Source organism: Pseudomonas sp. B6002, from assembly GCF_013385985.1.
In the GTDB taxonomy this organism is placed as follows: Bacteria; Pseudomonadota; Gammaproteobacteria; order Pseudomonadales; family Pseudomonadaceae; genus Aquipseudomonas.
In genome coordinates this window covers 1-14,729 of sequence record NZ_JACAOY010000008.1, presented here as the reverse complement: position 1 = coordinate 14,729, position 14,729 = coordinate 1, and the positions used below count along the sequence as shown (strand labels likewise).

General features: G+C 59.4%; 11 protein-coding genes. 6 read left to right on the top strand and 5 right to left on the bottom strand.

The features are described from left to right. The first annotated feature begins 282 nt into the window (after positions 1-282). From HX792_RS12445 to HX792_RS12425, 5 genes are all read left to right on the top strand, one after another. A complete protein-coding gene (locus tag HX792_RS12445) occupies positions 283-552 on the top strand; it encodes a hypothetical protein (RefSeq protein ID WP_176996394.1) in 270 nt (89 codons plus the stop codon). A 313-nt stretch (positions 553-865) separates the two neighbouring features. Beyond that, the gene (locus HX792_RS12440; protein WP_176996393.1) at positions 866-5,011 is read left to right on the top strand and encodes a DUF1592 domain-containing protein; all 4,146 of its coding nucleotides are present in this window, start codon (positions 866-868) and stop codon (positions 5,009-5,011) included. A gap of 50 nt (positions 5,012-5,061) precedes the next feature. Beyond that, positions 5,062-6,384: a DUF1552 domain-containing protein gene (locus HX792_RS12435; RefSeq protein ID WP_256349843.1), complete on the top strand. Its 1,323-nt coding sequence runs from the start codon at positions 5,062-5,064 to the stop codon at positions 6,382-6,384. Between the two features lie 250 nt (positions 6,385-6,634). After that, positions 6,635-7,795 (top strand): cysteine desulfurase family protein, encoded by a 1,161-nt coding sequence (locus HX792_RS12430; protein ID WP_176996391.1) that lies wholly within the window; start codon positions 6,635-6,637, stop codon positions 7,793-7,795. Positions 7,796-7,844: 49 nt separating this feature from the next. Beyond that, positions 7,845-9,653, top strand: coding sequence for an aminopeptidase P family protein (locus tag HX792_RS12425; protein WP_176996390.1), 1,809 nt, complete (start codon positions 7,845-7,847; stop codon positions 9,651-9,653). On the opposite strand, the gene HX792_RS12420 is transcribed toward HX792_RS12425, so the two are convergent. After that, positions 9,646-10,554: a LysR family transcriptional regulator gene (locus HX792_RS12420; protein WP_176996389.1), complete on the bottom strand. Its 909-nt coding sequence runs from the start codon at positions 10,552-10,554 to the stop codon at positions 9,646-9,648. The two genes, HX792_RS12425 and HX792_RS12420, sit on opposite strands and share 8 nt — an antisense overlap. Before the next feature lie 115 nt (positions 10,555-10,669). On the opposite strand from HX792_RS12420, the gene HX792_RS12415 reads away from it, so the two are divergent. Further along, positions 10,670-11,665, top strand: coding sequence for a zinc-dependent alcohol dehydrogenase family protein (locus HX792_RS12415; protein ID WP_176996388.1), 996 nt, complete (start codon positions 10,670-10,672; stop codon positions 11,663-11,665). Here the strand turns inward: HX792_RS12415 and HX792_RS12410 are convergent. From HX792_RS12410 to rhtA, 4 genes are all read right to left on the bottom strand, one after another. Further along, positions 11,662-12,252 (bottom strand): 2-hydroxychromene-2-carboxylate isomerase, encoded by a 591-nt coding sequence (locus HX792_RS12410; protein WP_176996387.1) that lies wholly within the window; start codon positions 12,250-12,252, stop codon positions 11,662-11,664. The genes HX792_RS12415 and HX792_RS12410 overlap by 4 nt on opposite strands. A 33-nt stretch (positions 12,253-12,285) precedes the next feature. After that, a complete protein-coding gene (locus tag HX792_RS12405; protein ID WP_176996386.1) occupies positions 12,286-13,017 on the bottom strand; it encodes an SDR family oxidoreductase in 732 nt (243 codons plus the stop codon). 110 nt (positions 13,018-13,127) lie between these two features. After that, entirely contained in the window at positions 13,128-13,409 is a 282-nt protein-coding gene (locus HX792_RS12400; RefSeq protein ID WP_176996385.1) for a hypothetical protein, read from the bottom strand. A gap of 167 nt (positions 13,410-13,576) precedes the next feature. Next, a complete protein-coding gene (rhtA, locus tag HX792_RS12395) occupies positions 13,577-14,464 on the bottom strand; it encodes a threonine/homoserine exporter RhtA (RefSeq protein ID WP_176996384.1) in 888 nt (295 codons plus the stop codon). Between the last annotated feature and the right edge of the window lie 265 nt (positions 14,465-14,729).

Below are 14,729 nucleotides of genomic sequence, written 5' to 3'. Positions count from 1 at the left end.
TGAAGCTGTTGTCTGCCTGGTGTTTTGTTGAATGACTGTTGCCAGGGCAACAGTTGCGTGGCGAACAGTGTTGATCGGGTGTGAGGCAGTTATAGAGGGTTACGGTTATGCCGTAAATGAACGTATTTCCATATTTATAGATCGTAAAGAAATATAAAGAGCGCGCTATCGAAGGTGCCTGAACGGTTGATAGCGACTATCACGTCGGTTGATTTTTCGTTGCCAAGGGCCGGGAGTAGCCTGTGTTCATTGACTTAAAACCTCTTTCGCAGGGCCTTCGCCATGAACCGTTTTCTCGCCATTTGCTTGTTAGTTGTCAGCGCTGTCCTCGCCGGGTGTGCGACTCATCCTTCCCCTGAGTTGCGCCCCTACACCGCCGAAGAAAGCAAGCAATTGGCGTTGGAAGCGTTGAGCCGGCGCGGCCTGTCGTTTGATGAGTACCAACAGCAGCGCGCTGCGCTGACCGGCCAGCCGCAGAAAGCGTTTGGTTTTGATCAGCAGGCCGAGATGAATGCACAGCAATCGGCTCACCACGGCGGTCGTGCGAGCTGATGCCTATCCGACGGCAGGTAACGGCCAGGGTTTGACGGCGAGTTGCCCCCCAACTAGAACTTAGCTGTAGCAAGTCATCGCACCTGAACGGTTGGGTGGATGATTGGGTTGAGTGTCTGTTGGTTCCTGTCTCTATGGCTTTACGCCATGTCGTGGTCACGCAATGGAATAGCCTTGCAAGACATTCAGAATTGGAACTCTGGAGCCCGTGAGTTTTGGATGGGGTTCCTGCCGGGTGTTTCGCAGCAGGACGGTGAATGTGTAGTCCTTCCTGGATGGAAGAACCACTTGGCTTGCCAATGGATCGCAAGTCATGAAGCTATTTCCGCGTTTTCCCCGCGTCTTGTCGATCGGGCTCATCGGCTTTGCGGTATTGGCCATTCTGCTTTATTTCTTTTACACGCCCACTCGGACGCCATCGCCTGACTTGCCTTCTCAGGCGTGTACGGCGCCGCCTTATGAGGCGGGCAAGGCTTATGCGCAGGGTGACCAGGTGCAGAATGTCGGCCGGCAGTTCGAGTGCTGGAAGGATGAGGAGGCACCGCTTGGTGTCGGCAGTTGGCAATGGTGCAAGCAACCTGGCTACAACCCGGGCCTGCCCGCTGGCAATGGGGCGGTCATCTGGCCGGACGCCTGGAAAGACCTGGGCGAATGCGGAGGTTTCCAGGGCAACCGGCTCACCTTGAGTTTCGCCACATTGAGCGGCCGTGGGCCGATCGGCAACCCTGTACCTGGCGTGGCGCGTGCTGATCAAATCGTCACCGGCGTCTTGCGCTGCAAGGCCGAAGAGATCCCCATCAGCGCCAAATCCGGCGAGACGATCCATCTCGACAACTTGAAGGCCTGCGATTACCAATTGGTGATGAACGTGGCGGATGGGTTCGTGCCGTTGAACACGCCACGCATTGTTTCGTTTCTGCGCGAAGAGGGCGAGGAACAAGCCGTCACCCTCAAGTATCGACCACCGGTACGCGCGGACAAACTCAGTGGTCTGCCAGGTATCAAAATCGAATTGTTTGCCCAGGGCCTGATTCAGCCGCGGCAAATGGCGATGGGCAAGAACGTGCTGTACGTCGGCTCCAGTGCGATTCCTTCTTACGTCTATGACGGAAAAATCGCCGATATGATCTACGCCTTGCCGCTCGACAGCGCGGGCAAACCGACGGGTATCCATGTGGTTGCCAGTGGCCTGGAAGAGCCCCATGGCGTGGTGTATCGCGACGCAGACTTGTACTACTCGACTACCGGCGGCCTTTATCGCTTACGCGACGCCGATGCGCACTACAAGGACCCTTCACCCGAGTTGGTGTTCAAGTTCCCAGCCGATGACTCGGTGTTCCCGTTGCCTCCTGTCAGTTCGGGTTCGAGCACACGCTTCTGGCATATGAAGCACCCTCTGCATTTCAATCCGCTGGACCCTACCGACAAAGGCCTGTACACCGCGGTCGGCATACCCTGCAACCTGTGCATGATTCCCGCCGACCCGCGCTATGGCACCTTGTTGCGGTATGACACGGTGACCGGCAAGGCCGAGATACTGGCTAAGGGCGTGCGCAATTCCGTGGGGTTTGACTGGAACCCCAAGACCGGTGAGATCTGGTTTACCGATAACAATCGCCAGGGGTACCCCAACCCCGATGAGCTCAATCGCATCAGCGGCGCCAACCAGCACTTTGGCGTGCCTTATCTGTTTGGCAAAGGGACGCAGGGGTTTACCGAGGAAGAGTTTCGCAACCCGGGCGTCATTCAGCCGCCCCTGGTGCAGGGTGCGATTGTTTCCGACAAATCCTTGCAGCAGATCGACCCGAAAGACTATGTGCCAGCCGCCTTTGAGCTGGGCACCAACACGGCGCCCCTGGGGCTTAAGTTCTGGGATGGCTTCCCGGCGCGCGCGGGCACCCAGAATATGCTGGTGGCGGTGCACGGTGCGGGTACGGCAGAGCGGCCGGGCATGGACGTGCGGGTTGTGTCGATCCAGAACGGCACGCGGGTGGTCAATCAGATCCCGCTGATCAACGGGTTTATTCAGGACCCTCAACGTTTTGATGTGTATTGCCTGGACGATTCCTGCGTCGGCCGGCCGGCGGATTTCCTCGAGTTGGCGGACAAAAGCCTGCTGGTGTCTGACGATGTCGCCGGGGTGATCTACCGCGTCAGCTACGACCCTGCGGGCCTGCCGGACACGCAGCTGACCTTGCGTCCGATGCTGGCGCCTGCGGCTGAACTGGAAGATGAAATGCTCAGTGGCACGCTGGTCTCGCCGGGCGGCAATACCCGGCAGTTCCATGCATCGTTCAATCCTGCGGACAGCGAGGCTGCCTTGATTCTAAAAGGCTTGCCCTACGGCACCTATCAGGTGCGACTCAACGATGTGAAAAACTGGATTCCCCAAGTGCGCACCACGCAGGTCATCTTGTCAGCCGAGAACAGCACGCCGACGGTGAACCTGCAATACCTTGAACGGCCGATCAAGCTGGACATCAAGATTACGCTGTTGGCACCTCCCAAGCCGGTCTCGGTGACGGCTGCCAAGTGGCACTTCACCGTACAGAAAAAAGACCCCGCAGGTGCAGCACCGGAGGTGGTGGAGGTGCCTTGGGGGGAGAGCGTCACCCGGCTTTTCGACTATGGGGAGTACGACATCCTCTATCCCTATTATCCGCAAGAGAAGCCACAGCCTGAGCGCGTGCCCCTGCGTATCAACGAAGAAAGCCAGGACGAACAACTGACGCCGATTGCCTATCGCCACGAGCCGAAGCTGGGCGAAACAGTGCTGGCCGAGGCATGCACCAAATGCCATGCGGTGGAGTTCTTCAAGAACCTGCGCATGGCCGTTGCGTGGAGCGCTGCGGGCCAGGATGCGCTGGTAAGGCAGATTCAGAGCATGCCGGTCGCCGGGCATTGTGATACCACCTGTGCCACCGAGATCAGCAAGCACTTGTTTGACGTGGTGTGGGCGCCCTACCTGAGCCCGAACGATGCGTATGGCTTGCGGCAGGTGCGGCTGTTGACCCGTGATGAATACGCCAACAGCGTGTGGGATGTTTTGGCGGTGGCGGTTAACACCGAAAAGTTGCCTGCAGATAAATCTGAAAAAGACTTCAAGTACCCGGGTGAAGCCAGCATGGGATTCCTGCAGGCTGAAGACATCAGGCAACTGTATGACATGGCCGTCTCCATCGCCGAGCGGGTGTCGCCCGAGCAGGTCAAACGGCTTGAATCCGCCACCAATAGCCAGTCGGTGGGGGCGCTGGGCTACAGGCTGTTTCGTCGCCATCTGACCGAGGCAGAGCTGGCGCGTTATCAGGCTGTACTCGATGAGCACGGGGAGCCGGCGCTGGTCACGGCATTGTTGCTGTCCCCCCACTTTCTGTACCGCTCTGAGCTGGGGCAGGCAGTGGCAGGGCAAGGCGGCGTCTACAAACTGACCCCTTACGAGGTGGCGACGGCGTTGTCCTACACCTACCAGGGCACTACTCCGGATGCGCAACTGTTGGCCAAGGCTGAGCGCAATGAATTGCAGACCCAGGAGCAAATAGCGGCCGAGATCGACCGGATGATGCACACCGAACGTGGCCTGGAACATTTCAATCGGTTCATCAGTTACTACATCAAGACGCAGCGCGGTGTGCAGGAAAAACCGGGGTTGGATGCGCCGATGATCCAACTGATGACTCAGGAGCAAGCATTGTTGACCCGCCATGTCATGCTTGACGGCAGGGGCACGCTGGATGAGTTGTTCAACCCTGGTGTGACTTTCCTTAACCGGGCGCTGGCCGAGCACTACGGTATCAGTGGGGTCACGGGCGATGCGATGCAGAAGGTGGCCGTGGATGAGAAGCGCGGTGGCTTGCTGCACTTGGGACTGTTCCAGGCGGCGACTTCCGACTACAAGGTCACCTCGCTGGTCAAACGTGGCATTGCGATTCGCGAAAACCTGTTCTGCCGAGAGTTTGGGGCGCCCGTCGAAGCCGAGCCGACGGAACCCACTTATCCGCCGCGCGCCATCACGACCCGTGAGCGCTGGGATTTGGTGAACGGTGAGCAGGCTTCGGGGGGGCGTTGCTGGCAGTGCCATCAGTATATGAACGACACCGGTTCGTCGATGGAGCATTACGACGCCACTGGGCGCTATCGCCTGCAGGAGCAAGCCTACAACTACGCGCAGTTTCCTGTGCAGTTGCCGATCAAGTCGTCTGGCCCGTTCATTGGCGTCGACGGGACGGTGCCTATCGAGGATGTGCGGGACATCTCCAAGTTGATCGCACACAACTCGGCATCGATGTTTTGCATGGCAGACAGCTACTTCCGTTTTGCCTCGGGTAACAAATCCGACGAGTCCACGTCCGCAACGGTCAAGGCGATTACCGACGGGTTGAAGGGCACCGGCTCGTTGCCCGCGATGCTGCGAACGCTGGGCACTTCCAACGCGTTCCAATTCAAGACGCAGAGGGATTGATCATGGATATCTTGAAGAGCCGTCGTCGTTTCCTGGCCGGGCTGGCCGCCATGGGCGTGTTTGCACCGCTCACGCAGTGTGGCTTGGCACGCATGGTCTTGGCGGGGCAAACCCAGCAAGCCAAACTTAAGGTCGTGTTTTTTGTGGTGCCGGATGGGCTGGCAGTGGACTCCGGCTCTGCTTACTCCAGTGATGGGCGGGGCCTCTGGCATCCCAGCGCCAGTGCCTTGGATACTTCTGACTTCCAGCTCAATGAAGTCAGCCAGGAACTGGCGGCTTATAAAAACCAGTCCCTTTATCTGCGTGGCACAATTCTGGGGCCGGGCAATGAAGGCCACAACGGCTGGACGTGGGCCTTGCGCGACCGTGAGAAGAAAATGGCCTCCATTGATGTGTTGCTGGGACGGCACATGCCGGGTACGGACCCGTCCCAGCGCAGTCTTTTTTCCGGGCCGCACTCGGGGATTGATGGCACCGCCTGGCAGGTCTCGTGGGAAGGGCCGGAAAGTGGTGGCGCGATGCGCAGGCCTGAGCAGGATCCGGTATTGATGTACGAAAAGATCTTTGGCTCCGTCAGTCGTGACCTGCGCGAGCAACTGACGCGCAACAAGCATGTGTTCGACCCGGTGCTGGCTGACATCAACGAGCTTCGAAGCAAACTCGCCGGTGCGCAGAAACAGAAGCTCGACACGCAGCTTGATTCTGTGGAGCAAACCATGAAAGACATGGAGGAAACGCTGCCGCCGATTGGTGAGTGTTCACCGCTGGCGTTGGATGAGGTGCCTTTCAAGTCTGCGCAGTTTCGTAACCAGGTACAAAGCAGTCATCATCAAGTGGTTGCGACTGCATTGGCGTGTGGCATCACCCGTGTGGCCACGATTCAAGTGGGGCGCTCGGCGGAGTCGCTCAATATCCTGGACGTCAGCGACGTGACCAACCCCCATGATTGCGCGCACCGTTATGCAGGGCTGGAGGTATGGAAAAAATCCCGGCAGTGGTACACCCAGCGGGCCAAGCTGTTTATGGATGAGTTGGCGCGTCATGCGGACCCCGATGTACCCGGTGACAGTTTGCTCAAGCACACGCTGGTGGTGTTCACCAGTGAGATGGCTGATGGTGCGCCTGAACATACCAAGGACATGCCGCTGGTCTTGATGGGCGGCGCCAGTGGTTTGCTCAAGAGTGGGGACGGCGCAGGGCGTTATTTCAATATTACGGCACAGGGTGATCGGCATCAGGAAGGCAACCCGGTGATCGGCAATACCATGGTCGATATGCAGCGCATTTGGGCCACTATCGCCAGGGCTGCTGGGACGACCGTGCCGTACGGAGGGAATGTGGATCCGGTGACGGGGATTTTTACGAACGTTTAAGCCAAGGGAACGCGACGAGAAACCGAAAAGTTCGTGGGAGCGACTTTTCGGTTTTTTTATTTAGGCCCAATCGTTCTAACGGCCCCGCCGTTCAGGCTGTTAAGCTGAATTTCAGGAGCGTTCCTACGCACATTTGCAATAAAGTGGTCTTTCTTTAATGGTATTCGGTCAGGTAAACCTGATGGCCCCTGTCTTGGTCGATGCCCCTGGGACGCTGTTCTCGGGAACACGCTCTGCGAGTCTTTAGGTTATGAATAAACGTCCGTTGTATTTCGACTACGCCGCCACCACCCCGGTGGATGAGCGGGTCATCCAGGTGATGGTCGAGTGCCTGGGTTTCAATGCCAATTTCGGCAACCCGGCGTCCAGCTCCCATGCGTTTGGCCAGGCGGCCCGGCAAACGGTCGAGCAGGCGCGTCGCCAGGTGGCCGAGTTGGTGGGGGCCCAGGCTGAGCAGATCGTCTGGACCTCCGGTGCCACCGAATCGAATAACCTTGCCATCAAGGGCGTCGCCCAGGCGCGCGGTATAGCGGGTGGGCATATCATCACCAGCCAGATCGAGCACAAGGCAACCCTGGACACTGCGCGGCAATTGCAGGAGGCCGGCGTGGCCGTGACCTACCTGGTGCCGGATACCCAGGGCCTGATCAGTGCCGACGCCGTGAGCGAAGCGCTGCGTGAAGACACCTTCCTGGTGTCGCTGATGCTGGTCAACAACGAGCTGGGCACCCTGAACGATATCCCTGCGATTGGCGCGCGCGTGCGTGACCATGGCGCGCTGTTGCATGTGGACGCGGCGCAAGGGGCGGGCAAGGTGGCGATCGACCTGGCCCAGTGGCCCGTGGACCTGATGTCGTTTTCTGCACACAAGGTGTACGGCCCCAAGGGTATTGGCGCGCTGTACGTCGGGCCACGGGCGCAGCAGAAGGTGCTGGCGCAGATTCACGGCGGTGGCCACGAGGGTGGCTTGCGCTCCGGCACTCTGGCGACTCATCAGATTGCCGGCATGGGCACCGCGTTTGCCTTGGCGGCGCAGTCGTTCGTTGAAGAGAAGGCGGCAATTGTCGCTCTGCGTCAGCGTTTGCTGGATCAGTTGGCGTCTGTCGCCGGTGTGCGCCTGAATGGCAGCCCCACCCAACGCATTCCCCACACCCTGAGCCTTACGTTCGACGAGGGTGAGTTCAACTCCGCTGCGTTGAGCGCAGGGATTGCCTTTTCGGCCACGTCGGCCTGCAACTCGGCGAGCAACGCCCCGTCCCACGTGCTTCTGGCCCTGGGCCATGATGCCCGCAGCGCCGGGCGCACCATTCGCCTAAGCCTGGGCCGGTTTACCACCGAGCAGGACATCGACCAGGCGGTACAACTGATCAAGGTGGCCCTCGCCAGTGCACCGGCGTTCTGGGCGGTCTGAGTTTTCAATCGCAACACATAACAATTATTCGTGGTTAGCAGGAGACAGAATGAGCACGCAGCCTTTGACCCATGGAACGGTTCCCCAGCGCCTGGCGCATACCCGCGAACTGATGAGCCGCGAGGGCGTCCACGCCCTCCTGGTGCCGTCGGCGGACCCGCACTTGTCGGAATACTTGCCGGGTTACTGGCAGGGGCGCCAATGGTTGTCGGGGTTCCACGGGTCGGTGGGGACATTGATTGTCACCGCCGATTTCGCCGGTGTCTGGGCCGATAGCCGGTATTGGGAGCAGGCGACCAAGGAACTCAAGGGCAGTGGCATCGAGCTGGTGAAGTTGCAGCCGGGCCAACCCGGCCCGCTGGAATGGCTGGCCGAGCAGACCCCGGAAGGCGGTGTAGTGGCAGTGGATGGCGCGGTGATGGCGGTGGCGTCGGCGCGCACCTTGGGCACAAAGCTGGCGGAGCGTGGCGCACGCTTGCGTACCGATATCGACCTGCTCGATGAGGTGTGGAAGGACCGCCCGGCGTTGCCGAACCAACCGATCTATCAGCACTTGCCGCCGCAGGCCACCGTCAGCCGCGGAGAAAAACTCGCTGCCTTGCGGGCGAGTCTGAAAGAAAAGGGTGCCGATTGGCACCTCATCGCCACCCTGGATGACATCGCCTGGCTGTTCAACCTGCGCGGCGGTGATGTGTCGTTCAATCCGGTGTTCGTGTCCTTTGCGTTGATCAACCAACAGCAGGCCACTTTGTTTGTGGCGCTGAGCAAGGTCGATGCCGAGTTGCGCGCCGTGCTGGAGCAAGATGGCGTCACCCTGCGCGATTACAGCGAAGTGGCTGAAGCGTTGCGCGCTGTGCCGTCGGGTGTAAGCCTGCAAGTTGACCCGGCTCGCGTCACTGCGGGCTTGCTGGAGAATCTCGACACCGGCGTCAAGCTGATCGAAGGGTTGAACCCGACTACATTGGCTAAATCCCGCAAGAGCCTGGCGGACGCGGAACACATTCGCCAGGCCATGGAGCAAGACGGCGCAGCCCTGTGCGAGTTCTTCGCCTGGCTGGACGGCGCGCTGGGCCGTGGACGCATCACTGAACTGACCATTGATGAGCACCTGACCGCCGCACGTACCCGTCGCCCGGGTTACGTGTCGCTGAGTTTCAACACTATCGCGGCGTATAACGCCAATGGCGCGATGCCGCACTACCACGCGACCGAAGAAGAGCACGCGGTGATCGAAGGTGACGGCTTGTTGCTGATCGATTCGGGTGGCCAGTACTTGGGGGGTACCACTGACATCACGCGGATGGTGCCTATCGGTACGCCGAGTGAGGAGCAGAAGCGTGACTGCACACGCGTGCTGAAAGGTGTGATTGCCTTGTCCCGTGCGCATTTCCCCAAAGGCATTCTGTCGCCTTTGCTCGATTCGATTGCGCGCGCGCCGATCTGGGCCGAAGGCGTGGACTACGGCCACGGCACCGGGCACGGGGTAGGTTATTTCCTCAATGTGCATGAAGGCCCGCAAGTGATTGCCTATCAGGCGGCGACCGCGCCACAAACCGCGATGCAAGCGGGGATGATCACTTCGATTGAGCCGGGGACTTATCGCCCGGGTCGTTGGGGGGTGCGAATCGAAAACCTGGTGCTGAACCGTGAAGCGGGCAAGACTGAGTTTGGCGAGTTCCTCAAGTTTGAAACTCTGACCTTGTGCCCGATTGATACCCGTTGCCTGGAGCCTTCGTTGCTGACGGCAGAGGAGCGTGAGTGGTTCAACGCCTATCACGCAGAGGTGCGTGAGCGCCTGAGCCCATTGCTCAGTGGCGCGGGGCTTGAGTGGTTGCAGTTGCGTACGGCGGCTATCTGATCGGTTGCAGCTCGGCGGCCTGGGCCAGGGCGTCGGCGAGGTAATCGACGAACGCCTTGACCCGGGCCGACTGGCGGCGATTGGGTGCCGACACCGCATGGATCGGCAGTGACTGCGGGGTGTAATCCTGCAACAGTGCCACCACGCGGCCGGCTATCAAGTCGTCGTAGAACAGCCACAGGGGCGACAGCGCAATGCCGAGCCCCGTCAACACCATTTCCCGCACCGCTTCAGAGTTGTTGCTCTGGGCGTTGCCGGTGATGCGCACAGAGTGTCGCGTACCGTCTTTTTCGTAGGTCCACTGGTTCTGGCTGCTCAGCAGGTTGAAGAGCAGGCAGTTGTGCTGGGCGAGGTCCTTTGGAGTTTGCGGGGCGGGGTGTCGGGCCAGGTAGGCCGGGCTGGCCAGGGTGACGCGATGGGTGGTGCCGATTTGCCGGGCGATCAGGCCGCTGTCGCGCAACTCGCCAATGCGCAAGGTGACGTCCAGGCCTTCGCTGACCAGGTCTTGCAGTTGATCGCTGAGTTGCAGGTCCACCTGCACGTCGGGGTATTGCTGCAGGAATCCACTCAGCCGTGAGGCGATATGCAGGTGGCCAAAACTTACTGATGAGCCGATGCGCAGGGGGCCGGCGATGCTTTCCTTGCCGGTCTGGAAGCTGTGTTCCGCAGCATCCACGGCGGCGAGGATTTCTCGACAATGGGTGTAGTACCGCTGACCTTCGTCGGTCAGGGACAGGTGGCGCGTGCTGCGGGAGATCAGTTTGCCGCCCAGTTCTTGTTCCAGGGCGCGCAACACTTTGCTGATGGTGGGCTGGGTGGTCTGCAGTTCCCGGGCGACGGCGGAAAAGCTGCCCCGCTCGATCACTCGCACAAAAATCGCCATTGCGTGGAGCTTGTCCATGGAAGTGCCTCATTCATGCCCTATACGCATGGGCACTATAGCGTTTTGGCGTCTTATCGGCATGAGTCTGCAGGTGGATCATTGGCCTCACTTTCAATGAACCGAGATTACCGAAATGACCGATACGACTGAAATGCAGGCGCTGGTGGTGGATTCCGTCGACGCACCTTTTCGCCTGATGGCCATCGCCAAGCCGGTGGCGGGCGCTGGGCAGGTGCTGGTGCGTATACACGCCGTCGGCCTCAACCCTTTGGATGCGAAAGTTCGCGCAGGCCAGGCGGCACATGCTCAACAACCGTTGCCTGCGATCCTCGGCATGGACCTGGCGGGGACTGTCGAAGCGGTGGGTGTGTTGGCAGGTGAATGGCAGGTGGGCGATGAGGTTTACGCGTTAGGGGCAGGGATTGGCGGTGCGCAAGGCGCGTTGGCTGAATATGCGGTGGTCGATGCGCGTTTGTTGGCGCGAAAACCGGCGTCCTTGAGCATGCGTGAAACCGCCGTATTGCCGCTGGTGCTGATCACGGCCTGGGAAGGCTTGGTTGACCGTGCTCATGTAGGCCCGGGGCACAAAGTCTTGATTCAAGGTGGCGCTGGGGGTGTGGGGCATATCGCGGTGCAATTGGCCCTGGCTTATGGCGCAGACGTTTATGCGACGGGGTCTGCGAAACACCGAGCAACCATTGAAGGCCTGGGCGCCACCTTTATCGACTATCAGCAACACACGGTCGAGGCGTATGTGGCGATGCACACTGAGGGTGAGGGGTTCGACATTGTGTATGACACCGTTGGGGGCGTGACGCTGGATGCCTCGTTTCGAGCGGCCAAGACCTATCACGGCCATGTGGTGAGCTGCCTTGGTTGGGGGCAGCACAGCCTGGCACCGTTGTCGTTCCGTGGGGCGACCTATTCGGGCGTCTTTACGTTGTTGCCGTTGTTGACGGGCAAGGGCCGCGAGCACCATGGGCAGATACTCGCCGAGGCGGCCCGCTTGATCGACGCCGGCAAGCTGAAGCCGATCATGGATTCTCATCATTTCGATCTGCTGACTGCCAATGCCGCTTACGATTTGCTCGCAAGCGGTGCTCAAGGACGCTTGGCGATCGAGATCTAGCGCAGGGCTTCGCGCACAAAATCCAGACGGTCCTGACCGAAGAACAGCCGGTTGCCTACAAACAGGCTGGGTGCGCCGAACACGCCGCGCTGCACCGCCTGTTCGGTCTTGTCCTTGAGTGCGGTCTTTACGGCGTCATCGTTGGCCAGGGCCAGGACTTCCTCCGGGTCAAAGCCGTGTTCGGTCAGGACCTGCGCTACCACAGCGGGGTCGCCTAAATGGCGGCCTTCTACCCACAGGGCTTTAAACAGGCAATCAATAAAACTGAGGAAGCGTTGTGGTTGGTGCATCTGAATGCCGGTGACGGCCCGCATCAGCCCCAAGGTGTTGATGGGGAAGTGCGGGTTGAACTTGAGAGGCACGTTGTAGCGTTGGGCGTAGCGCGCCAGGTCATCGAACATGTAGCGGCCCTTGGCGGGAACGGTGATGGGGGAGGCATTGCCGGTGGCTTTGAACACGCCGCCCAATAACATGGGTTGGTAGACCAGTTGCGCGCCGGTTTCAGCACACAGCGCAGGCAATTGGGTGTAGGCCAGGTAGGTGGCGGGGCTGCCGAGGTCGAAGAAGAATTCCAGGGTTTTACTCATGGTCGGTGCTCGCTGCTTATTGTTATGGGGTGTTTACCAGGGCTCGTTCCAGGGGCGCAGGTCCAATTCAAAGGTCCAGGCGTCGCGTGGCTGACTGTGCAGGTACCAATAGTTGTCGGCGATGTGGTCGGGGTTGAGGATGCCGTCCTGATCTTTAAGGGCGTATTTCTGCGGGAAATTGTCGCGAATGAAGTCGGTGTCTATGGCGCCGTCGACCACCACGTGGGCCACGTGGATGTTCATGGGCCCAAGCTCCCGCGCCATGCTTTGCGCCAAGGCGCGGATACCATGTTTGGCGCCGGCAAACGCGGCAAAGCCCGCGCCGCCACGCAAACCTGCGGTGGCGCCGGTGAACAGGATGGTGCCGCGGTTACGGGTGACCATGCGCTTGGCCACTTCCCGCGCATTCAGGAAGCCTGAGAAGCAGGCCATTTCCCAAATCTTGAAATACTTGCGGGCGGTTTCTTCGAGGATGCTGCACGGTACGTTGGCGCCGATGTTGAAGACGAAGGCTTCGATGGGGCCCAGCTGAGTCTCGATCTGTTCGATGAGCGCGATGACATCGTCTTCCTTGCGCGCATCACAGGCAAAGCCGTGGGCTTCGCCACCCGCTGACTGGATGCTGTCGACCAGAGGCTGCAATTTGTCAGCGCTGCGACGGGTGACGCAGGCCACATAACCTTCGCGCGCGAAGCGTTTGGCAATGGCGCCGCCGGTGGCGTCACCGGCACCCACTACCAATACGATTTTCTTGTTGTGTGTCATGGGGACTCCATAGGCTCGATTATCGAGCAGGAGTCTAGACGTAGCGTTGCGAATGCCGGGGGTGTCTGAAGAAATTAATGTGAGCAGTCAGAAGAGGACTGCTCAGGCGGTTATTTGCAGATGACGATCATGCTGCGGCTTGTGTAGCCGGCCGGGTTGAGGCCGAAAGGGTAGTCCCCTGGCTCTTCCGAGTTGTCACCGGACTTAGCGATAACACGATAACCCTTGGCGCCGCATGAATTGGTTGCACTGGTGTAGCACTGATCCCAGGATGAGGACAGGCCGGAACAGTTGATATGCAGCCCTTTTTTGCCCCGTTTCACTTCTGTCTTGGTGGTCGCGGCACAGCCAGCCATGGCCACGACCATTAACAGTATCAAAATTCGCTTCATTCCTATCCTTAATAGCCGCTTCGCCAAAAAGGCTCGAAGCAGGCTCTACTCGCTCTCGAGTGTAGCGTTCGTGCAGTCCTTGTCGAAATTCTCCATGAATGACATTCGTTTACGACATAAACATGGCCTAAATGAACGGCAAATACTAGAGCTACTTTTAAAGATGATTAATCTGCTGGCACCAGTGGTTTGGATTCGTTGCGCATGGTCAGGGTGGCACCTACGGACGCCAGAATGATGCAGGTGATGGCCATCCATTGTGCGAAAGACAGGTGCTCTTGCAGGAAAAACAGACCAGAGAGCGCTCCGAATGCGGGTTCGATGCTCATCAGGGTGCCGAAGGTACGGGCGGGAAGACGGGTGAGGGCAACCATTTCCAATGTGTAGGGGAGGGCGGTGGACAGAATGGCCACGCCGATGGCGATGGGGATCAAGGCGGGTGTCAGCAGCGCCGTGCCTGCGTGCACGATCCCAATCGGCGCGACAAACAGTGCGGCGATCATGACGCCGAGGGCGGCTGTCTGGACGCCATTATCATTGCCAGCCTTTTGGCCAAACAGGATGTAGAGCGCCCAGCAGACACCGGCGCCGAGGGCGTAGGCAGCACCTGTCAGGTCGATACCGCTGCTGGCTTCGCCTGTGGGGATCAATAGAAGCAAGCCTGCGACTGCGAGGGCAATCCACAGGAAGTCGACTGCTCGGCGGGAAGCATAGATGGCCACTGCGAGCGGGCCGGTGAACTCCAGGGCTACGGCGATGCCCAGCGGGACCGTGCGCAAGGACATATAGAAGAGGAAGTTCATTCCGCCGAGCGCCATCCCATAGACGATGACGGTGCGCAGGGACTTGGCCGTCAGCTTGGCGCGCCATGGGCGTAATAGAAGCAGCATGATTACGCTGGCGAATATCAGGCGCAGGGTGGTGGTGCCTTGTGCGCCGACGATAGGGAACATGCTCTTGGCCAGCGAGGCGCCTGACTGGATGGAAGCCATGGCGATCAGGAGCAGGCCGACTGGAAACAGCGCAGAAGCCAGGCTGCGGGGGGAGGTGGTCATTGGGGATGTTCGTCCGAAGTCTTGGTAGAGGAGCAGAAGCCGCTATGATGCTTAACTGCTTGGCGTTGAGCAATATATTGCTCAGCAATACTGAGTGTCCTCTTTATATAGGCGCTTTTCGGACATTTGGTGTGGGTTGATAGAAAAGTTGAATTAAGGGTTGACGGGCGATTTCAGAAGTCTATAATTCGCCCCACTTCCGGCGCAGTCGAAACGGAAAACTCCTTGATAAACAATGAGTTGTGTAGGTTTTGACGGTAAGTTG

Bases quoted from the DNA above. Each gene is read 5' to 3' on its own strand.
- HX792_RS12405 (WP_176996386.1), bottom strand. From the start codon at position 13,017: ATGACACACAACAAGAAAATCGTATTGGTAGTGGGTGCCGGTGACGCC.
- HX792_RS12410 (WP_176996387.1), bottom strand. From the start codon at position 12,252: ATGAGTAAAACCCTGGAATTCTTCTTCGACCTCGGCAGCCCCGCCACC.
- HX792_RS12435 (WP_256349843.1), top strand. From the start codon at position 5,062: ATGGGCGTGTTTGCACCGCTCACGCAGTGTGGCTTGGCACGCATGGTC.
- HX792_RS12400 (WP_176996385.1), bottom strand. From the start codon at position 13,409: ATGAAGCGAATTTTGATACTGTTAATGGTCGTGGCCATGGCTGGCTGT.
- rhtA (WP_176996384.1), bottom strand. From the start codon at position 14,464: ATGACCACCTCCCCCCGCAGCCTGGCTTCTGCGCTGTTTCCAGTCGGC.
- HX792_RS12425 (WP_176996390.1), top strand. From the start codon at position 7,845: ATGAGCACGCAGCCTTTGACCCATGGAACGGTTCCCCAGCGCCTGGCG.
- HX792_RS12440 (WP_176996393.1), top strand. From the start codon at position 866: ATGAAGCTATTTCCGCGTTTTCCCCGCGTCTTGTCGATCGGGCTCATC.
- HX792_RS12445 (WP_176996394.1), top strand. From the start codon at position 283: ATGAACCGTTTTCTCGCCATTTGCTTGTTAGTTGTCAGCGCTGTCCTC.
- HX792_RS12430 (WP_176996391.1), top strand. From the start codon at position 6,635: ATGAATAAACGTCCGTTGTATTTCGACTACGCCGCCACCACCCCGGTG.
- HX792_RS12420 (WP_176996389.1), bottom strand. From the start codon at position 10,554: ATGGACAAGCTCCACGCAATGGCGATTTTTGTGCGAGTGATCGAGCGG.
- HX792_RS12415 (WP_176996388.1), top strand. From the start codon at position 10,670: ATGACCGATACGACTGAAATGCAGGCGCTGGTGGTGGATTCCGTCGAC.